The sequence below is a fragment of the Streptomyces sp. SirexAA-E genome (assembly GCF_000177195.2).
GTDB lineage: Bacteria > Actinomycetota > Actinomycetes > Streptomycetales > Streptomycetaceae > Streptomyces > Streptomyces flavovirens.
On sequence record NC_015953.1, the window covers coordinates 4,066,635 to 4,085,710 of the forward strand.

A 19,076-nucleotide genomic window follows, 5' to 3' on the forward strand; every position below is an offset into this window, starting at 1 on the left:
GCTTCGTTCCGCTGTTCTGCCTCTCGTGGGGCCGCGCGCCCCCGAGGTGTCATGCCCCGAGCGAGGAGGAGCGGACCACGTGAGCCAGTACATCTCCCGGCTCGGCGGCAGCCGTGTGGCACCCCGTATCCGCTTCCCGGGCGGCTTCGCCGGCGGCCACCGCAAGCCGCGCCGCGTCGCGATGCTGTCCGTGCACACCTCGCCCCTGCATCAGCCGGGCACCGGTGACGCCGGCGGTATGAACGTCTACATCGTCGAGCTGGCCAAGCGGCTCGCCGCGATCGGCGTCGAGGTGGAGATATTCACCCGGGCCACCACCGGAGCCCTGCCCCCCTCGGTCGAGATGGCCCCCGGCGTGCTGGTGCGGCACGTCGACGCCGGTCCGTACGAGGGGCTGGCCAAGGAGGAGCTGCCCGCCCAGCTCTGCGCCTTCACCCACGGGGTGATGCAGGCGTGGGCCGGCCACCGCCCCGGCTACTACGACCTCGTCCACTCCCACTACTGGCTCTCCGGCCAGGTCGGCTGGCTCGCCGCCCAGCGCTGGGGCGTTCCGCTGGTCCACGCGATGCACACCATGGCGAAGGTCAAGAACGCCGCGCTCGCCGAGGGCGACAGCCCGGAGCCCGCCGCCCGCGTCATCGGTGAGACGCAGATCGTGCACGCCTCCGACCGGCTCATCGCGAACACCGCCGAGGAGGCGGACGAGCTCGTCCGCTTCTACGAGGCCGACCCCGCCTCCGTGGCCGTCGTCCATCCCGGCGTCAACCTCGAACGCTTCCGTCCGTTCCCCGCGGGCTCCGAGGGCCTGAGGCCGCGGGAATCCGCCCGCGCCGCCGCCCGCGCCCGGCTGGGGCTGCCGCAGGACGCCCTGATCCCGCTCTTCGCCGGCCGTATCCAGCCACTGAAGGCGCCGGACATCCTGCTGCGCGCCGTCGCCGCCCTGCTGGACCGTGACCCCGCGCTCCGCTCGCGCGTGCTCGTCCCGGTGGTCGGCGGCCCCAGCGGCAGCGGACTGGCCAAGCCCGAGGGCCTCCAGAAGCTGGCGGCCCGGCTGGGCATCGCCGATGTCGTGCGCTTCCACCCGCCGGTGGGGCAGGAACAGCTCGCCGACTGGTTCCGGGCCGCGTCCGTGCTGGTCATGCCCTCGTACAGCGAGTCTTTCGGGCTGGTCGCCATCGAGGCCCAGGCCTCCGGCACGCCGGTGGTCGCCGCCGCGGTGGGCGGGCTGCCGGTGGCGGTGCGCGACGGGGTGAGCGGCTTCCTGATCCCGGGACACGACCCGGAGGCCTACGCCGAGGCGCTGGGCCGGTTCGCGGACAACCCGGAGCTGGCCGACCGGATGGGCGAGGCGGCCGCCGCGCACGCGCAGTCCTTCGGCTGGGACACGGCGGCCTCCGCCACCGCCGACGTCTACACGGCCGCGATGTACGACCACCGGCGCCGCGCCCGGCTTCCCCACGCCTGAGGCGGCCCCCGGCCGCCGGCCGCGCGCCTCGGCCGTCCGGCGCCCGCTGCCGTACGCTCGGACCATGGCTGACGTACCCGACGAAGCAGCAGTGGCGCAGGTCATCGAGGCGACGCTGAACGACGCCGAGCTCGCGTGGGAGAACCCCGAACCGGGAAACTACGTCGTGACGCTGCCTGGAACACGCAAGCTGTCCACGACGTGCTCCCTGCTCGTCGGCCGGCACTCCCTCTCCCTCAACGCGTTCGTCATCCGCCACCCGGACGAGAACGACGCGGCCGTGCACCGCTGGCTGCTGGAGCGCAACCTGCGGCTCTTCGGGGTGAGTTACGCCATCGACCGGCTCGGCGACATCTACCTCGTCGGCCGGTTCCCGCTCTCCGTGATCACGCCCGAGGAGCTCGACCGGCTGCTGGGCGTGGTGCTGGAGACGGCGGACGGCGCCTTCAACTCCCTGCTGGAGCTGGGCTTCGCGAGCGCGATCCGCAAGGAGTACGCCTGGCGGGTCGAGCGCGGCGAGTCCACCCGGAACCTGGACGCGTTCAGCCACCTCACCCGGCGGTCCGGCGGCTGACGGCCCCGGCCACCTCGCCCAGCGCCGCGTCGAGCTGCGGCGCCACCCGCGTCCACACCCACTCCAGGGCCTCCCCGGACGCCTGTCGGGGCACGGTCTCGACGAGCATGATCAGGTAGAGGTAGCTGCGGTACAGGGCGAGGCGGAGCCGCAGGGAAGCGGTGAACACGACGGGGGAACCGGCCCCGGCCGCGTAACCGGCGAGGAAGTCCTCGTCGTCCTCGATGTCGCCGAGCAGCGCCGTCGAGACGAGGTCGGCGGCCGGATCGCCCCAGAACATCCGCTCACCGTCGATGATCCCGCCGAGGGCCCGCGCTCCCCGTTCGCCGGTGAGCAGGACGTTTCCCTCCCACAGATCGAAGTGGACGAGCGCGGGCCGGACCACCTCGTCCAAGGCGTAGGCGGCGGAGCCGAGCAGCGCACGGATCTCGGAGGCCGGGCGGGGCAGCCGTGCCGCGTACGCCTCGGCGTCGTCGAGCACGGCACCGGCCATGGCGGTGAACGCCTCGCGCCAGGTGGGGGAGAGCGGTCCGAGGGGCTCGCCCGGATACCCGAACCCGTCCGAGCCCGTCACCGTGTGGAGCCGGCCGACGAGCGCGCCGAGTTCCTTACGCAGTCGACGTCGCTCACTCTCCGTCAGGTCGGCCGCCAGATCGCTCCAGGGACGGCCGGGGCACGCGGTCATCACCACGTACGCGCCCGTCGCCGAACCGGGGACCGGATCGGCGTGCACGACCCGCGGGACCAGGTCGCCGCCGACGGTCGCGGCTGCTTCGTGGAAGGCGGTCTCGCCCACGAGCAGGTGCTGTTCGTAGCGCAGCCCGGCGCTGTGGGTCGGCGGGACCTTCACCACCCAGTCGCGGCCGTCCGCGAAGGTCACCCTGGTCACGGTGTTGTACGTGCCGCCGGTGAGCGTCTCGCAGACCGGCGGTGGGTCGCCCGGCGCCCCGGCCGCGCCGAGGGCCCGGACCGCGTCGAGCACGGCGGGGGTGGGGTCGACGGGCACGGCGGGCACTCCTCGGCTCGGCTACGGCTCCATGGCCGTCCTCATAGGCTCTTCACAGGATGATCACAGTGCCATCACGATCACATCCCGTGACCGTGCGGAACGATCACCGGACAGATGTCCGATCGTAGGGTGTGCTTCTTCGCAACAGCCCCCGGAACCGGCAAAGTTCCGCGCCGGGAGGCATGTCGCTCCTCCTCACGAGAGATGAACCAGCCATGCACGCCACCGCCGTACGCCGTACCGCCCTCGCCGTCTCCGCGGTGTCCCTGGCCCTGCTGGCCACCGCGTGCGGGGGTTCGGACGAGGACGCCAAGGGTGACGCGAAGGCGCCGGCCGCCGAGGGCGGCGGCGCCACGAAGGCCGCGGTCAAGGCGCTGACCTCGGCGGAGCTGGAGAAGGTGGCGCTGGAGCAGGGCGATGTGGCGGGCCACAGGATCAGCAGGACCGGCCCGGAGGAGATCGCCCGGCCCGAGGACGTCACCGTGGACAAGAAGGAGTGCGAGCCCATCGGGTACACCTTCTACGGCGTGAAGCGCGGCACCCCGGTCGGCAACGCCGGGCGCAAGGTCGTCCAGGAGCCCGAGAAGGAAGACCTCACGGACGCCGCCGACGCTCTGGAAGCCGGGTTCGACCTGACGTCGTCCCTGGTCACCCTCGCCTCGTACGACGGTGACGGCGCCGAGAAGAACCTCGCCGAACTCCGTCGGTCCGCCGCCGCGTGCGCCACCGGCGGGTTCACGCTGTCCGTGAAGGGCTCCGAGCAGAAGATCACGAAGCTGACCGAGGAGAAGGTGTCCGGCGGCGAGGAGGCGCTGGCCTGGACGGCGACGATGGAGGAGGACGGCGTCGTGGTCCCCTTCAAGCTCGTGAGCCTCCGTCAGGCCGGCACGGTCGCCACGTTCTTCTCCTTCAACCTCGGTGCGGCGGGCGAAGCGGAGATCGACTTCGGGCTCCCGTCCGAGGTCGTCGCGGCCCAGGTCGAGAAGCTCGGCTGATCATCCGGTCGGCTCCGCCTTCGGCGGGCGGGGGCGGGCCGGACGGCCCCGGCCGCCGCCCGCCGCACGGGGCCGGGCGAGCACGACGGCGGCGACCACCGTCAGTGCCCCGGCGATCTGCGCCGGGTCCAGGGTCTCGTGCAGCACGAGATAGCCGAGCGCCGTCGCGGCGAGGGGTGAGGCGAAGCCGAGCATGGAGACGGTCAGGGCCGGCAGCCGCTCCACGCCGCGGAACCAGATCGCGTACGCGAACAGCGCCCCGATGATCCCCAGGTAGGCGAAACCGGCGACGTTGCGTCCGCTGACCGCGCCGGGCAGCCCCTCTCCGAGCAGGGTGACGGGCAGCAGGAGCAGCCCGCCGAAGCTCAGCTGCCACCCGGTGAACGTCAGCAGGCCCACGCCCGGGGGCCGCCCCCAGCGCTTGGTGAGCACGATGCCGCTCGCCATGCTCACCGCGCCCAGGAGTCCCGCGCCCACACCCACCGGGTCCAGCTCGGCCCGGGGAGTCAGGGCCAGCAGGCCGACCCCGACGATCCCGAGGGCGCACGCGGCGGCGTGGACCGGTGTGATCCGCTCCTTCAGCAGCAGCGCCGACAGGGCGAGGACGATCGTGGGCTGCACGGCCATCACCAGCGCCGCGACACCGCCGGGCAGATGGTAGGCGGCGACGAAGAGCAGGTAGAGGAACGCTCCGATGTTGAGCGTCCCGAGGACGGCGGCACGCCACCACCAGCCGCCGCGCGGAAGCGTCCGGCCGATCGCGAGCAGGATCAGGCCTGCGGGAAGGGCTCGGACCGTCGCGGCCAGCAGGGGTCTGCCGGGCGGCAGCGTCTCCGTGGTGACGAGATAGGTGGAGCCCCAGATCAGCGGGGCCAGTGCGGTGAGCGCGGAGTCGGCCGCGGTCCGGTCGGACGTCACCGGGGGCCACCTCCGGCGTGGCCGTAGCGGCCGGTGAACGCCTGCCGGGAGCGGGGCCGGCGGCCGGGGTGCGCACGGGTCTCGGCGGGTCTGCCCACGGGCAGCAGCATCGCGATGTGCAGGTCCTCGCGGTCCTCGACGCCGATGGCCCGCTTCACCTCCCGCTCGTCCCAGCCGTTCATCGGGGAGGTGGCGAGCCCCATGGAGGTGGCGGCGAGCATCGCGTACGTGGCGGCGATCACGGCGTCCTTGACGGCGTACTCCCTGAGCAGGCCGCGCCGTTCGAGGTCCCGTTGGAAGTCGAGCGTGGCCCGGGAGAAGCCGCTGACGAACGCCTCGCTCCACGCGCCGTTGCGCCGGGCCCGGTCGTAGATGTCGCTCAGGTCCTCACGCCAGGCCTGGCCGGAGGCCACGAACACCAGCGTGACGGGGGCCTCCCGCGGGTGCGGCTGACCGCCGGTGGCCCGGGTGAGGGCGGCACGTCCCTCGTCGTCCGACACGGCCACGACGAATCGCGCCTGCACATTCCAGCTGGAGGGCGCTTCCAGCGCCAGGTCGATGAGCTCGGCCAGTTGCCGTTCGGGCACCGGGTCGGGCAGGTAGTGGCGGATGCTGCGGCGCGTACGGATCGCCTGCGGCACGGTCAGGGGGCCTGGGTCCTGTGTCATGGCCAGGACCGTACAGCGATAGCTTAGCGCTAAGCAAGAAGGTATCTCAGCGCTAAGCTATTGCTATGCTGAGGTCATGAGTGACCATGTGGACCGCGTGCTGGCGCAGTGGGCCGAGCAGGTTCCCGGGCTCGACACCTCCTCGATGGGGGTGTTCGGGCGCATCAAGCGGCTGGCGCGGATCGTGGAGGCGGAGCAGCGCGCCACCTTCGCCCTCCACGACCTGGACGCCGCCGCGTTCGACGTCCTGGCCACGTTGCGCCGCAGTCCGGCACCGCACCGGCTGACCCCGGCCGACCTGATGCGGTCCGCCATGGTCACGTCCGGGGCGATCACCCAGCGGCTGGACCGGCTGGAGGCGCGGGAGCTCGTCCTCCGTACCCGCAGGGAGGGGGACGGCCGCAGTGTCCACGTGTCGCTCACCGAGGCGGGCCGGGAGCTGATCGACCGGGCCCTGGTCGACCACGTGGAGAACCAGAACCGGCTGCTCTCCGGCCTGACGGACGAACAGCGCGACCGGGTCGCGGACGATCTGCGCGGCCTGCTGGAGACCCTGGGCGACACGGACCGGCAGGTCAGGCGGGCTTGAGGTCCGACGGTGCGGCGGGTCGCACCGCAGGGTTCCCGGCGGCGTACACCGTGGTGTTCACGGCAGGGGGACGAGCCGGACGACGGTGACCGTCCACACGGTCCCGGAGACGTAGTAGAGGACGATCGACCCGGACACCGTCGCCTCGCGCCGGTCGCGTTCACGCTTCACGGCGGTCGAGGCGTGTCCGTACGGATCACGGCCCAGGGTGCGCGCCATCTCGCGCCGGAACGAGTCGCCGTTCCGCATCTTGGCCAGGGTGTCGTCGGCGGGCGGTGCGTACGAGATACGGAAGCTCAAGCCACGCTCCGCCTCTCGGCCTCGTCCTGGGCCAGTCTGTGCAGGATGCGTTCGGCCTCGGGATCGGGTACGGACTCCAGCATCCAGTGCCGCATGACGGCCTGGATCTCATGGATGCCCGCCTCGTTGATCGCCTGGTCGAACTCCTCGCGTCTCTCCTCGGGGAGCGCGGCGCGGATCGCCGGGATGCTGTTGGGGACGTCGACCTCGGTCCCCCCGACGAAGGTCTTCAGAGACTCGCCCATGATCGCTCTCCCCGATCTCCTTGCCCTCCGCGCTGTGTACCCGTTCCGCGCGGGGTGTGCACGCGTCGAACGGGGCGGCGTACAGGCCACGTTAGCGTGTGACGGGTGGTCAGGGGCATCCCCGGGGACTCATGTTCGCCCGAGGCGGGGAGGCGGCCGGTCAAGTGGTGCCGTATCCGGGGCGGCAGGGGGCGTCGGGTGATCCACCGTGCGGCGGGGCCGTCGCCCGAGGGCCAACTGCCGTTCCGGAGGCCGGACTACTGCCGGGCCATGGCCCGGGCGAGGTCCAGGGACTCCGTGACGGCGGCCGGGATGTCGGTGACCGGGAAGACCGCATGCCGTACGACACGGTCCGGGCCGACGACGAGGATCAGCCGCTTGACGCGCAGGCTCTGGCCGGCCCGGAAGGTCGGCAGGCGCAGGGCCGCGGTGAGTTGGAGCCGGTCGTCGCTGAGCAGCGTGAACGGCAGGTCCTCCGCCCGCGCGAAGGCGGCCTGCTCCGGCGGTGACTGGGTGCTCACCCCGTACACGGTGACCCCGGCGTCCCGGAACTCCGGCCAGGCCGCGCGGAACTGGCGGTTCTCCAGGGTGCAGCCCGCGCCGCCCGGGACCGGAGGTCCGGCGAGGTCGGCCGGGACGCCGGGGACGCCGGTCGCGGGGTAGGCGAAGAGGACGGTCCCCGGGCCGTCGGCGGCCACCGGGTCGTGCGCGCTGCCGTCGGTCCCGGGCAGCAGCAGACCGGGCGGGACCGGCTCGCCCACGAGTCCGGCGACCCGGCGGGCCTCGGCGCCCTCGCCGGGTGCCTCGCCGGTGAGCGTGCCGTCCCCGAGGAGCCACCGGTCGGCCCAGTCCTGGAGCGAGACGAGGACGGGGACGAGCCCTCGGCCCCGCTCGGTCAGGACGTACTCGTAGCGCGCCGGACGGTCCTGGTAGAGGCGCCGTTCGAGTACGTGGTGGTCGGTCAGGGTGCGCAGGCGCTCGGAGAGGACCTTCCGGGACACGCCCAGTTCCTCGGCCAGCCGGTCGAAGCGCACATGACCGCGGGCGACCTCCCGCAGGATCAGCAGGCTCCACCAGTCGCCCACCACGGCGGCGGCCTGCGCGATACCGCAGGCGTCGTCGGCCACGCGTCGTGGACTCATGGGCGCTCTCCGGAAACTTTGACAGACCGTCGTGCCCCCATAGTAGGTTCCCTTTCGGAATGCTGTCAGTATCGAAGGGGAACCCACATGGCACAGCAGGTATGGACCTCCGTCGACGACTACTTCAACGGCCTGCTGGTGGAGGAGGACGACGCCCTGCTCGCGGCCGGATCGGACAGCGCGGCCGCCGGACTGCCGGAGCACCAGGTCGCGCCCAACCAGGGCAAGTTGCTGCACCTGCTGGCCCGGATCCAGGGCGCCCGTACGGTCCTGGAGATCGGCACACTCGGCGGCTACAGCACCATCTGGCTGGCCCGGGCCCTCCCGCCGGACGGGCACCTGGTCACCCTGGAGGCCGACGAGACGTACGCCGCCGTGGCCGCCGCCAACCTCGCGCGCGCGGGGCTGGAGCGCACGGTCGACATCCGGGTCGGTGAGGCCCTGGACTCCCTGCCCCGGCTCGCCGAGGAGGGGGCCGGCCCGTTCGACCTGGTCTTCATCGACGCCGACAAGCCGTCCAACCCCGCCTACCTCGACTGGGCCCTGAGGCTGACCCGGCCCGGCAGCGTCATCGTCGGCGACAACGTGGTCCGCGACGGAGCGGTCACCGACCCCTCCAGCACCGACCCCCGAGTTCAGGGCGTCCGCCGCTTCACCGAACTGATCGCGGAGCACCCCCGGCTCACCGCCACCACGATCCAGACCGTCGGCTCCAAGGGGTACGACGGTTTCACCCTGGCCGTCGTCACCGACTGACCGTGTCCTGCGGAGAAGGGGGAGGGCGCGGTATGGCCGCCCACGTGACCGAGTTGACGTACTACCCCGTCAAGGGATGTGCAGGGGTGGCCGCCCACGAGGCGTCGATGACCTCCGCCGGCCTGGCCCACGACCGCAGCTTCATGGTGGTCGGTGACGAGGGCGTCTTCCGCACCCAGCGCCGCGACCCCCGGCTGGCCGTCATCCGCCCCGCCATCGGCGGGGACGGCACGCGGCTCACCCTCCGCGCCCCGGACACCGAACCCCTGACCCTGCCCGTGGACACCTCCGGCGCCCGCCGCCCGGTCGACCTGTTCGGCGCGGCGTTCCAGGGCATCGACCAGGGGGACACCGTGGCCGAATGGCTCTCGGACGTACTCCGCTCCGCCAGCCGCCTGGTGCGAGTGCCGCCGGAACACGACCGGGTGACCGACGGCCGCACCCCGGGCACCTCGGCATACGCCGACAGTTGCGCCGTGCACGTCCTCTCGCGCTCCACCCTCGACCACCTCGACCGGAAACTGGCGGAGAACGACGCGCCACCGCTCCCGCCGAACCGCTTCCGCCCGAACCTCGTGATCGACGGCTGGCCCGACCCGCACACCGAGGACCGGGCCCACCGGCTCACCGTCGGCACGGCGGAACTGGCCTACGCCAAACCGGCCATCCGCTGCGCGGTGGTCCTGGTCGACCAGGCATCGGGCCACCGCGCGGGCCCGGAACCCCTGCGCACCCTGGCCCGCTACCGCCGGGCGGTAGCGGGCGGGGTCGCCTTCGGAACCAAGTACGCGGTCCTCAGGCCGGGGCGGGTGGCGGTGGGGGACGAGGTGACGGTCACCGGGTGGGGCGAGTCGGAGGTGGGGGCGGGGGGCTGAGGGGCGCGGGTCGGGTACGGGCGCGCAGGTCCGTCCTTGGTGCAGACTGACACCACTGGTGACGGCGACCTCGGTCGCCAGGGTGGGGGAAGGCGGGGCCCTGATGTTTCGTGGGCTGCTCGGACTGCTTGTCGGAAGTGGCTTGATAGTGGTGGCCTGCGACTACCGCAATGTCGCGCTCCGGGTGTGGGATTGGGCGGACCTGGTGGTCACGCGGAGGTCCCGGTGGGGCACGCCCTGGAAAAGCCCTGACCACATGAGGGTCGGGTTCGGTATCGCGGGAGCCGTGTGCGCGGTGTTGGGCCTGGTGAGCATGAAGGGCTGACAGCAGAGCTGACCTGCGGCGTGCGACGGCGGATGCAGCGCCATGTGGGCCGTAGGCAGAGAACGGGCGCAGCCGGCGACAGGTAAGCGGCCCACGCACTCGTCTCGTGAGTGGTCTTCTGCGGCGTCGAACCCTCAACCGTCGGCTAACGGCTGTCCGAATACTGGATGTATTCGGGCGTTCCGACAACGCGGCGAGGTGCCGTAGCTGTCGTCGCGCGCCCGCCGGGGATTACGGGACAACCCTGAGCTGGGCATGCACAAGGCCCAAGGCGTCGTGCAACTGGCCCAGCCCCCGCCCACCGCCCGGAGAGCAGTCCGAGTTCAGGTGTTCAGCGGATCCGCCCCGTGCCCTCGGGCGATGCCGTCGATGCGATGGGCCAGGTCGAAGTCGGCGGACGTCAGTTTGTGGCCGGCGTCGTGGGTGGTGATGGTGAAACGGACGTGGTCCCAGCGCAGATCGATGTCAGCGTGGTGGCCGATGAGGCGTTGGACGTCGGCGACGTGGACGATGAGCGCCACGCCCCCGTGGTAGCGAATGCCGAATGCACGCGTGATCGCGTCGCCGTCGCGTCGCCAGCCGGTGGCGTCACACAGAGCCGAATCGATCTCAGCCTCGGTCAACGGCACAGGCGCCTCTGCCATGTTCAGTTCCCCTCTGTCACGCCGGCCAGGGTTTCCAGCAGGTCCTGGCCGACGGGTGCATCCTGCCATGGCCGCATCGCCCTTTGGAGGGTTCTCAACTCGCCTCGTATGCGGGCCGACCTGGTCTCCGCGGCGATCTGCACCGCTGGCCGTGCGATTTCCCACGCCTGTTCTGGCTCACCGGCGTTGGCCGCGGCCGTGGCGTGACGTGCGAGGTAGACGCCGCGGTCCCGCCGCGCCGTGTCCGGTACAGAGGTGAGGATCTGGTCCCACAGGGAGACGGCCTCATGACCAAGTCCCAGCCTGCCGTAGCAAGTGGCGCGCTGAACTTCCAGGTAGGCAGGTGTGCGGCGGCAGGCATTGCCCCAGGGCAGGTCGTCGTCCACTTGGGGCAGCAAGGCGTTCGCCTGTTCGTCGCTTCGCTCGGTGCCAACGTCGCCACCGCCGGATTCCTCGATCTCGCGCACCCTCCGGCCTGGTTGCGCTTCGGCATCGCTGGGTGGCCCGCGCTTGCCTTCCTCGGCGGGACGCTCCTCGCCCATACCGAGACCCCGGTTGAGGACCGCACGCCCGTTCCGGCGGCGCCTACGGCTGATCCCTCGGCGCCGGAGCTCGTCACCGAGGAACAGGTCCCGGAGCTGGAACCAGCGCCGATTCCTGCCGCTGAGGAGTCTCCGGTCCTACCTCCCGCCGACGCGTCTCCGCCCGTGCCGGCCGCGCTCGTCGACCACGCCCGGAAGGTCGCCGACGACCACCGCGCCCGTACCGGTTCACCGATCGACACCGACACGCTCCGCGCCCGCCTCGGAGTTCCGCCTCAACTCGCCGCCGCGATTGCCGCTCAGCTCGCCTGACCCGAGAGGAGACCCACCATGCCCGCCCGCGACCACTTCCACTCCGTGATGCGGATCGGACCGGTGCAGATCGGTACCCACCGCGACCGGCACGGCCGCACCCAGCATGCCGCCGTGTGCACCGCCGATCGCTGCGGTTGGTCGTCCGACTTCAGCAGCCGGTCCGCCGCCCAGCTCGCCGCCCGTACTCACCGCTGCAAGGTCCGCTGAAGGAGTCCCGCCATGGACGTACCGCTCTGGCTCGCCCTGATCGCCGTCGGCTGGCTCGGCGTGAAACTGATCCGCCCGCCCTGGTGGCTCGTGCTCGTACTGCTGCTCGGCGGCTACCTCCTCGCCGACAGCCTCCTGACCCCCGTGATCGACACCGCCGTCAAGTAGCCCCGACCGAAGGGAGAACCGCCATGCTCCGCCCGAGGATCCCCACCAACCCGTTGCCGACCGGAATCGTCACGGGCACTGCCCGGAACGACGTCCCCGCCGTGCCCCACCGGACCCCGGCCCCAGCCCCTATGGCTCCCGCACGTCCCACGGTTCAGCTCACGCCCGGTGCCGTCGTCGCCGTCATCGGTGGTGGCACGGCCGTTGTCCTGGTCGTCGGCGCGGTCCTGGTCTCCATGCTCCTCGCGGTCGCCGTCACCGCCGCATCGCTCGCCATCAGCGCCCTGATCGTCCGCTCGCTCGTGGCGTCGCAGAACCACCGCTGACCGGCTTCCGGGCGGCCTCGATACCGCCAAGCATCCGCCGCCCGGAAGCCGTGCTCCTCCCCGAACCACAGATCCGGAAGGAAGCACCATCATGACCGACCGCACCGCCCGCCGCCGGGGAGTGCACATGCCTGAGCCGCTGCTCGACCGGCTCACCCTCGGCGACCTGCTGAGGGTTGCCTCTGCCCCCGAGTTCCGCCGCTGGGAGGACCAGATCCACCGTACCGGTGGCTGCTCCAACCCGATCCACCTGACCGGATGGACCCTCGCCAGGGACAAGACCACCGGCGAGACCCTTCACCACTACTCGACTGAGATCGAGCCTGGCGGACGACTCCGCCTCGCCTGCGGGAAGCGCCGTGCCTCCCGTTGCCCCTCCTGCGCCTGGACGTACGCCGGAGACACCTACCACCTGATCCGCGCGGGCCTGGCCGGAGACGATCGCCGCGACGTCCCCGCCACCGTGCGGGATCACCCCCGGGTCTTCGCCACCCTTACCGCCCCGTCCTTCGGCCCGGTCCACAACCGTCCCGAACGTGGCGCTTGCCGTTGCGGTAGCCGGCACTCGGCAGATGCACCCGAGCTCGGTACCGCCCTGGACCCCGAGACGTACGACTACGCCGGGTCGGTCCTGTTCAACAACCACGCTGGCGACCTCTGGATGCGGTTCACGACTCGCCTCCGACGGGAGATCGCGGCCCGCGCTGGACTCACACAGGTGGAACTGAAGGAATCGGCTCGGCTCTCGTACGGCAAAGTCGCAGAGTTCCAGAAGCGTGGGGCGATCCACTTCCACACCGTGATGCGGATCGACGGACCGGACGGGCCCGGCACGCCACCTCCGTCCTGGGCCACCGTCGACCTGCTCACCGATGCAATACACGCAGCCGCTCGGCACAACTACACCTCGGTGTCCGCTCCAGCCGCCGATGAGCAGCCCGCTCGTACCTTCCGCTGGGGCACACAACTCGACGTCCGCCCAGTCGCTGCCTTCGGCGACGGCTCCGATGTCACCGAACAGGCTGTGGCGTCCTACGTCGCGAAGTACGCCACCAAGGCGGCGGAGAACACCGGCACTCTGGACCGCCGCATTGGTGAGCTCTCCGAACTCGATCGCCACAGCGTTCCCGACCACGCCCGCCGTCTCATCGCTGCATGCCACCGCGTCGATCCGCTCTACCTCGAACGTCGGTTGTGGGCCTGGGCGCACATGCTCGGGTTCCGGGGGCACTTCTCCTCGAAGTCCCGCCGCTACTCGACCACCCTCGGTGAGCTCCGCCAGGCCCGCGCCGACTTCCGCGCCGCGCAGGAACGGCAGTCCCTCGGCCTGGAGGACCGCGTCCCGGACACCGTGCTCGTCCTGGCCGACTGGCAGTACGCCGGCCACGGTCACTCGCCCGGCGAATCCGTCCTCGCCGCGACCATCGCCCGTGGTCTCCAGCTCAACCGCGAAACCGCCCGTGCAGCCATGGCGGAGCTGGTCGACGAGGGGGAGTGGTGACCATGGCGCTTCCTCTGCCGAGTCGCTATCTGACGCCTGACGACCTGGTCGAGATGTTCGAGCTGCCCAGCGTCGAGACGGTCTACCAGTGGCGCCGGAAGCGGACCGGCCCCCGCGGCTTCCGTGTCGGTCGGCACCTCCGCTTCGACCCCGACGATGTACGAGCTTGGGTCGACTCCCGTCGGGGCGAGGTGGCTGCCTGATGGCCGGACACGTCCAGGACCGCTGGTTCGTGACCGTGACCGGCCCTGACGGCAAGCCCCGCAAGGTGAAGTCGGGTCGTTACGGAGTGGGGTCCCGTTACCGCGCGCGCTACGTCGGGCCGGACGGCACGGAGAAGTCGAAGAGCTTCCCGGACCGACAGAAGCGGCTCGCTGATCAGTGGCTGGCCCATACCGAAGCAGACATGGCGCGGGGTCAGTACATCGATCCCCGCGCGGCCCGAACCACCTTCCAGCAGTACGCGGAGGGCTGGGTGTCTACGCAAGGGGCGGACCCCAACACTCAAGCTTCGATGGAGTCGCAGCTCCGGCTGCACGCGTTCCCGTACCTCGGCACGCGTCCGCTTGGTTCGTTCCAGCCGGCTCACATCCGCGACTGGGTGCAGCAACTCCAAGCGAACGGTGTGCGTGGCTCGTACGCCCGGACGATCTACTCCAACGTGCGGGCGGCTCTCAGCGCGGCCGTGGACGACGGGCACCTTCCTCGGAACCCTTGCGCTGCCCGCTCGGTACGGCCGCCGACCGTGGACACGAAGCGTGTCACGCCTTGGACGGCGGAGCGACTCTTCGCGGTGCGTGCGGGCATGCCGGAGAGGTATCAAGCGATGGTCGACTTGGGCGGCGGCTGCGGTCTCCGGCAAGGCGAGATCTTGGGTGTCGCGGTGGATGCGATCGACTTCCGGTCGGACACGTTGCACGTGGTCCAGCAGCTCAAGCTGAGCCGCAGTAAGCCCGTCTTCGCTCCGCCCAAGGGTGGCAAGCTGCGGGATGTGCCGCTTCCCGGCCCTGTCGCCGACGCGCTGCGGGCACACATGAAGCAATTCCCGCCGGTCGAGATCACGTTGCCGTGGAAGGCGGCGGGCGGACCGCTGGTGACCAAGCGGCTCATCTTCACGGGCCCACGCGGTGGTCATGTCTGGCGCACCTCGCTGAACGAGGAGGCGTGGAAACCGGCTCTGGCCTCCGCCGGAGTGATCCCGACCCCGGCGGCTGGCGCTCAGCACACCGAGTCACGCGAGAACGGCATGCATGCCATGCGTCACTTCTACGCGTCGGTGCTGCTGGACGCCGGGGAGAACGTCAAGGCGCTGGCTGAGTACCTCGGCCACTCGGACCCGGGCCTGACACTGAGGGTGTATGCACATCTGATGCCGTCGAGCCGAGAGCGCACCCGTAAGGCCGTGGCCGCCGTCTTCGGCGAAGCACAGTCAGCTGCTGAATCCGTCTGAGGTCCCTGGTCCGCACTCTCCCTTCTGTGCATCGTGACCCGCTTGGTCGGTCACGCCTGACCGCAACAGTCGGACCACGAACTCGGCAAGGACGGTGGGTGCGACTGCAGGATCGAGCGGCAAGGGTCGGTCGCCATCCCGCGCGGCGTCTCCGTGTGCGTTCAGAGGTGCGCAGTGCCAGCCGTCAGTCATTCGCCAGAACACGACCGTCCCATGTGTCCACGGTCCGCCGGCGAGGGCACATTCGCCTTCAACCCAGTACAGGGCACTGGCTCTTGCCTCGTCCCACCGCTCACTCGGGGTAGCCCCGACGCTTCGGAGAGCGTCGACGACGGTTGTGACGTACCGACGCATCTCGGCGTGCTGCTTCCCGAGCTCCGCGTCGTCGGTGGAAGCCATTGGTTGTTCGCCACCCCTTGCGTGCTGATTCTTTGGGACGGACCACTATGGGTCCAGGATCCGAGACACTGCCTGACGGCCCATAGGCGGCCCAGCCCACCGAAAAGACCCCCACCGTGCGAAGAAAATGCAGGTGGGGGGCTTCTTCAGCTCTGCTTACTTCTTCTTGCCCTGGTTCTTCACGGCCTCGATCGCGGCCTTCGCCGCCTCCGGGTCGAGGTACGTCCCGCCCGGGTTCAGGGGGCGGAAGTCGGCGTCCAGCTCGTAGGTGAGCGGGATGCCGGTCGGGATGTTGAGGCCCGCGATGTCGGCGTCGGAGATGCCGTCCAGGTGCTTGACCAGGGCGCGCAGGCTGTTGCCGTGGGCGGCGACCAGGACCGTGCGGCCCGTCAGCAGGTCCGGGACGATGCCGTCGTACCAGTACGGCATCATCCGGATGACGACGTCCTTGAGGCACTCCGTGCGCGGGCGCAGCTCCGGCGGGATCGTCGCGTAGCGGGCGTCGTCGCTCTGCGAGAACTCGGTGCCGTCCTCGAGCGCCGGCGGCGGGGTGTCGTACGAGCGGCGCCAGAGCATGAACTGCTCCTCGCCGAACTCGGCGAGCGTCTGCGCCTTGTCCTTGCCCTGGAGGGCGCCGTAGTGGCGCTCGTTCAGGCGCCAGGAGCGGTGCACGGGGATCCAGTGGCGGTCGGCCGCCTCCAGCGAGAGCTGGGCGGTGCGGATCGCGCGCTTCTGGAGGGAGGTGTGCACGACGTCCGGGAGCAGGCCGGCGTCCTTGAGCAGCTCACCGCCGCGGACCGCCTCCTTCTCTCCCTTGTCGGTGAGGTCTACGTCCACCCAACCGGTGAACAGGTTCTTCGCGTTCCATTCGCTCTCGCCGTGGCGGAGGAGGATCAGCTTGTACGGTGCGTCGGCCATGTGTCCGAGCGTAATCGAAGCGCATCGGCCCGCGCGCGCCCGGTCACTGGACGGACAGGGGGGGGCGGGCGGGGGCGGAGAAGGGCGCTCACGGCTCCCGGACGCGGCGCCGACGTTTGACGTCCGGCGTCAATCGAGTGGCGGCCCGAGAACCCCCCTCCGTAACGTTCGGACGGCTGGCGGGCCTCTTACCCCAGCTCTATCCGTGCGGTACGTCCTCAGGGGGAAGCGCTATGTCCGTCGCCGGTCTCAGGAAGGCGGCACACGAGACGGTCGCGGGACTGCCCAGGGAGTTCTGGTGGCTGTGGACCAGCACCCTCGTCAATCGTCTCGGGGCGTTCGTCGCCACCTTCATGGCGCTGTACCTGACGATGGACCGGGGCTACTCCGCCTCGTACGCCGGGCTGGTCGCCGCGCTCCACGGGCTCGGCGGGGTCGTCTCCTCGCTGGGGGCCGGGGTGATGACGGACCGGCTGGGGCGGCGGCCCACGATGCTGATCGCCCAGCTGTCCACCGCCGTGTCCGTGGCGGTGCTCGGGTTCATGGTCCATCCGATTGCCATCGCGGGCGTGGCCTTCGTGGTCGGTATGGCGTCCAACGCGTCCCGGCCGGCCGTGCAGGCGATGATGGCCGACATCGTCCGGCCCGAGGACAGGGTGCGGGCCTTCTCGCTCAACTACTGGGCGATCAACCTGGGTTTCGCCGTCTCCTCGGCGGGGGCCGGCTTCATCGCCGAGTACAGCTATCTGGCCGGGTTCCTGGGGGAGGCGGCCATGACGCTGGGCTGCGCCGTCCTCGTCTTCCTGAAGGTGCCGGAGTCCCGGCCCGACCCGGTGCGGGCGCCCGCCGGGGCCCGCACCCCCGACGACGTGAGGCTGAGCACCGTCCTGCGCGACGGGCGCTTCATGGGGGTCGTGGGGCTGTCGTTCCTCGTCGCGCTGATCTTCCAGCAGGGGTACGTCGGTCTGCCGGTGGCCATGGGGGCGGACGGGCTGTCCAGCTCCGACTTCGGCACGGCCATCGCCGTGAACGGGGTGCTGATCGTCGTCCTGCAGATCCCGGTGACGCGCTTCATCCGGCACCGCGACCCGCGCAGGCTGCTGATCATCTCGTCGGTGCTCGCCGGGTACGGGTTCGGGCTGACCGCGTTCGCCGGGTCCGTCGGGGTGTACGCGCTGACGGTGTGCGTCTGGACGCTGGCCGAGATCGTCAACGCGCCGACCCAGACGGGCATCGTCGTCCAGCTCTCCCCGGCGCACGGCCGGGGCCGCTACCAGGGCATGTACACGATGTCCTGGTCGGCGGCGGCCCTCGTCGCGCCGCTGATGTCGGGTGTGGTCATCGACCGCTACGGCGCCGACTGGCTCTGGGGGACCTGCGCTGTGCTCGGCACGGTGGCCGCGCTCGGCTACTGGCTGCTGATGCGCAAGCTGCCGGAGCCCGAGCGGTCGCAGCTCCCGGCACCGGCGGTCCCGGCCACCCCGGCGGTCGCCGAACCGGCGGCCTGAGGCCGGACGGCCTCTACCGGCACGGCGGTGCCCCGCGACGGACGCGTCGTCCGTCGCGGGGCACCGCCGTGCGTGTCAGTCAGCAGCTGCCGCCGCACTGGCACGGGGAGCCGGACTGGCAGCCGCACCCGCAGCCCGAGCCGCAGCCGCAGGCGCCGAGCAAGGGCAGACGCACCACTTCGGTCGGGATCTCCTGCTGGGGTTCGGTCATGGACGAATCGGCCATGGTCCCTCCTCAAGGGTCCTCAGGGGTACGACTCGACGGCGTACGGCACAGGCCGCACGGCCGGGCGGCGCACCGGGCAAGGCCCGCCCGCCGTACCCGACCACCCATTGGATGCCCTGCCCGGCGGGCGCATCAACGGCGCACGCGTGCTTGGACGGACGTGCGACCCCTGGGCGGGCGCGCGCCCCTACGCCCCCTCGACCGGGGCCGGCGTCTGGATCTCGTCGGCGTGCTCGCCCGTCACGAGGTAGACGACCCGCTTCGCGACCGACACCGCGTGGTCGGCGAAGCGCTCGTAGTAGCGGCCGAGCAGGGTCACGTCGACGGCCGTCTCGATGCCGTGCTTCCAGCGGTCGTCCATCAGGTGCTGGAACAGCGTGCGGTGCAGCAGGTCCATCTCGTCGTCGTCCTGCTCCAGCTGGAGCGCCAGGTCGACGTCCTTGGTGATGATGACCTCGGCGGCCTTCGCCATCAGCCGCTGGGCGAGCTGGCCCATCTCCAGGATGGTGGCGTGCAGGTCGTGCGGCACCGGCGACTGCGGGAAGCGCAGCCGTGCCAGCTTGGCGACGTGCTGGGCGAGGTCGCCGGAGCGTTCCAGGTCCGCGCTCATCCGCAGCGAGGTGACCACGATCCGCAGGTCGGTGGCGACCGGCTGCTGGCGGGCCAGCAGGGCGATGGCCCGCGCCTCCAGGTCGTGCTGGAGGTCGTCGACCTTCTGGTCCGCGGCGATCACGCTCTCGGCGAGCTTGAGATCGGCGTCCAGCATGGACGTCGTGGCCCGCCCGATCGCCGAGCCGACGAGCCGGGCCATCTCGACGAGGTCCTCGCCGATCGAATCGAGTTCCTCGTGGTAAGCGTCGCGCATTGGAAGTCCCTCTCCAGATCCTTGGACCGACCGGCACGTGGGGTGCGGCGCCTTGGGGCCGGCCCCACGCTTCCACGGTGCGGGCCGAACGCGTCGGGATCCGGCCCCCTAAGTGAACCGGCACCATCCCCTCGGTGAACTCTGGG

At 71.1% G+C, this 19,076-nt stretch carries 24 protein-coding genes; 14 read left to right on the top strand and 10 right to left on the bottom strand.

Annotated features, from left to right (window positions below):
• Positions 1-79: 79 nt before the first annotated feature.
• Positions 80-1,465, top strand: coding sequence for a D-inositol-3-phosphate glycosyltransferase (mshA, locus tag SACTE_RS18140; RefSeq protein ID WP_014047473.1), 1,386 nt, complete (start codon positions 80-82; stop codon positions 1,463-1,465).
• Positions 1,466-1,529: 64 nt separating this feature from the next.
• Entirely contained in the window at positions 1,530-2,039 is a 510-nt protein-coding gene (locus SACTE_RS18145; protein WP_014047474.1) for a YbjN domain-containing protein, read from the top strand.
• Here SACTE_RS18145 and SACTE_RS18150 read toward each other — a convergent pair.
• Complete coding sequence (locus SACTE_RS18150; protein ID WP_014047475.1) at positions 2,017-3,045, bottom strand: aminoglycoside phosphotransferase family protein; 1,029 nt, start codon at positions 3,043-3,045, stop codon at positions 2,017-2,019. The two genes, SACTE_RS18145 and SACTE_RS18150, sit on opposite strands and share 23 nt — an antisense overlap.
• A gap of 218 nt (positions 3,046-3,263) precedes the next feature.
• Between SACTE_RS18150 and SACTE_RS18155 the strand changes: the two genes are divergently transcribed.
• On the top strand, positions 3,264-4,043 hold the full coding sequence (locus SACTE_RS18155) for a hypothetical protein (RefSeq protein ID WP_014047476.1): 780 nt from the start codon (positions 3,264-3,266) through the stop codon (positions 4,041-4,043).
• On the opposite strand, the gene SACTE_RS18160 is transcribed toward SACTE_RS18155, so the two are convergent.
• Positions 4,044-4,961: an EamA family transporter gene (locus SACTE_RS18160; RefSeq protein WP_014047477.1), complete on the bottom strand. Its 918-nt coding sequence runs from the start codon at positions 4,959-4,961 to the stop codon at positions 4,044-4,046.
• Positions 4,958-5,629 carry a nitroreductase family protein gene (locus tag SACTE_RS18165; protein ID WP_014047478.1) on the bottom strand — a complete coding sequence of 224 codons (672 nt, stop codon included), beginning with the start codon at positions 5,627-5,629 and terminating at the stop codon, positions 4,958-4,960. The genes SACTE_RS18160 and SACTE_RS18165 overlap by 4 nt, the downstream gene beginning before the upstream one ends.
• Positions 5,630-5,705: 76 nt before the next feature.
• Here SACTE_RS18165 and SACTE_RS18170 point away from each other — a divergent pair, with 76 nt between their 5' ends.
• Positions 5,706-6,218, top strand: coding sequence for a MarR family transcriptional regulator (locus SACTE_RS18170; RefSeq protein ID WP_014047479.1), 513 nt, complete (start codon positions 5,706-5,708; stop codon positions 6,216-6,218).
• Positions 6,219-6,275: 57 nt separating this feature from the next.
• Here the strand turns inward: SACTE_RS18170 and SACTE_RS18175 are convergent, their stop codons facing one another.
• From SACTE_RS18175 to SACTE_RS18185, 3 genes are all read right to left on the bottom strand, one after another.
• Entirely contained in the window at positions 6,276-6,518 is a 243-nt protein-coding gene (locus SACTE_RS18175; protein WP_014047480.1) for a hypothetical protein, read from the bottom strand.
• Positions 6,515-6,763: a hypothetical protein gene (locus tag SACTE_RS18180; RefSeq protein WP_014047481.1), complete on the bottom strand. Its 249-nt coding sequence runs from the start codon at positions 6,761-6,763 to the stop codon at positions 6,515-6,517. The genes SACTE_RS18175 and SACTE_RS18180 overlap by 4 nt, the downstream gene beginning before the upstream one ends.
• Positions 6,764-7,020: 257 nt before the next feature.
• Positions 7,021-7,905, bottom strand: a complete 885-nt coding sequence (locus tag SACTE_RS18185; RefSeq protein ID WP_014047482.1) for a winged helix-turn-helix transcriptional regulator — start codon at positions 7,903-7,905, stop codon at positions 7,021-7,023.
• Positions 7,906-7,992: 87 nt separating this feature from the next.
• Between SACTE_RS18185 and SACTE_RS18190 the strand changes: the two genes are divergently transcribed.
• Entirely contained in the window at positions 7,993-8,661 is a 669-nt protein-coding gene (locus SACTE_RS18190; RefSeq protein ID WP_014047483.1) for an O-methyltransferase, read from the top strand.
• A gap of 32 nt (positions 8,662-8,693) precedes the next feature.
• Positions 8,694-9,536, top strand: a complete 843-nt coding sequence (locus SACTE_RS18195) for an MOSC N-terminal beta barrel domain-containing protein (RefSeq protein WP_014047484.1) — start codon at positions 8,694-8,696, stop codon at positions 9,534-9,536.
• Between the two features lie 648 nt (positions 9,537-10,184).
• Here SACTE_RS18195 and SACTE_RS18205 read toward each other — a convergent pair.
• Positions 10,185-10,505, bottom strand: a complete 321-nt coding sequence (locus SACTE_RS18205) for a 4a-hydroxytetrahydrobiopterin dehydratase (RefSeq protein ID WP_014047486.1) — start codon at positions 10,503-10,505, stop codon at positions 10,185-10,187.
• A 287-nt stretch (positions 10,506-10,792) separates the two neighbouring features.
• Here SACTE_RS18205 and SACTE_RS18215 point away from each other — a divergent pair, with 287 nt between their 5' ends.
• From SACTE_RS18215 to SACTE_RS18240, 7 genes are all read left to right on the top strand, one after another.
• Positions 10,793-11,359, top strand: a complete 567-nt coding sequence (locus SACTE_RS18215; RefSeq protein WP_026359160.1) for a hypothetical protein — start codon at positions 10,793-10,795, stop codon at positions 11,357-11,359.
• 18 nt (positions 11,360-11,377) lie between these two features.
• Complete coding sequence (locus tag SACTE_RS18220) at positions 11,378-11,569, top strand: mobile element transfer protein (protein WP_014047488.1); 192 nt, start codon at positions 11,378-11,380, stop codon at positions 11,567-11,569.
• Positions 11,570-11,581: 12 nt separating this feature from the next.
• Entirely contained in the window at positions 11,582-11,737 is a 156-nt protein-coding gene (locus SACTE_RS34625; RefSeq protein WP_014047489.1) for a hypothetical protein, read from the top strand.
• 23 nt (positions 11,738-11,760) lie between these two features.
• Complete coding sequence (locus SACTE_RS18225; protein WP_014047490.1) at positions 11,761-12,063, top strand: hypothetical protein; 303 nt, start codon at positions 11,761-11,763, stop codon at positions 12,061-12,063.
• Positions 12,064-12,154: 91 nt separating this feature from the next.
• Positions 12,155-13,564: a replication initiator protein RepSA gene (gene repSA, locus SACTE_RS18230; protein WP_014047491.1), complete on the top strand. Its 1,410-nt coding sequence runs from the start codon at positions 12,155-12,157 to the stop codon at positions 13,562-13,564.
• A 2-nt stretch (positions 13,565-13,566) separates the two neighbouring features.
• On the top strand, positions 13,567-13,767 hold the full coding sequence (locus tag SACTE_RS18235) for a helix-turn-helix domain-containing protein (RefSeq protein WP_014047492.1): 201 nt from the start codon (positions 13,567-13,569) through the stop codon (positions 13,765-13,767).
• Positions 13,767-15,014 (top strand): tyrosine-type recombinase/integrase, encoded by a 1,248-nt coding sequence (locus tag SACTE_RS18240; RefSeq protein ID WP_014047493.1) that lies wholly within the window; start codon positions 13,767-13,769, stop codon positions 15,012-15,014. Before SACTE_RS18235 ends, SACTE_RS18240 begins: the two co-directional genes overlap by 1 nt.
• A gap of 555 nt (positions 15,015-15,569) precedes the next feature.
• Here the strand turns inward: SACTE_RS18240 and SACTE_RS18245 are convergent.
• Positions 15,570-16,331 (bottom strand): phosphoglyceromutase, encoded by a 762-nt coding sequence (locus SACTE_RS18245; protein ID WP_014047494.1) that lies wholly within the window; start codon positions 16,329-16,331, stop codon positions 15,570-15,572.
• Positions 16,332-16,564: 233 nt separating this feature from the next.
• Between SACTE_RS18245 and SACTE_RS18250 the strand changes: the two genes are divergently transcribed.
• Positions 16,565-17,839, top strand: coding sequence for an MFS transporter (locus SACTE_RS18250; RefSeq protein WP_014047495.1), 1,275 nt, complete (start codon positions 16,565-16,567; stop codon positions 17,837-17,839).
• A 79-nt stretch (positions 17,840-17,918) separates the two neighbouring features.
• Here SACTE_RS18250 and SACTE_RS34630 read toward each other — a convergent pair whose 3' ends face one another.
• Together SACTE_RS34630 and phoU are read right to left on the bottom strand one after the other, a co-directional pair.
• Positions 17,919-18,065: a hypothetical protein gene (locus tag SACTE_RS34630; RefSeq protein ID WP_014047496.1), complete on the bottom strand. Its 147-nt coding sequence runs from the start codon at positions 18,063-18,065 to the stop codon at positions 17,919-17,921.
• 187 nt (positions 18,066-18,252) lie between these two features.
• Positions 18,253-18,930, bottom strand: coding sequence for a phosphate signaling complex protein PhoU (gene phoU, locus SACTE_RS18255; protein ID WP_014047497.1), 678 nt, complete (start codon positions 18,928-18,930; stop codon positions 18,253-18,255).
• Positions 18,931-19,076: the final 146 nt, after the last annotated feature.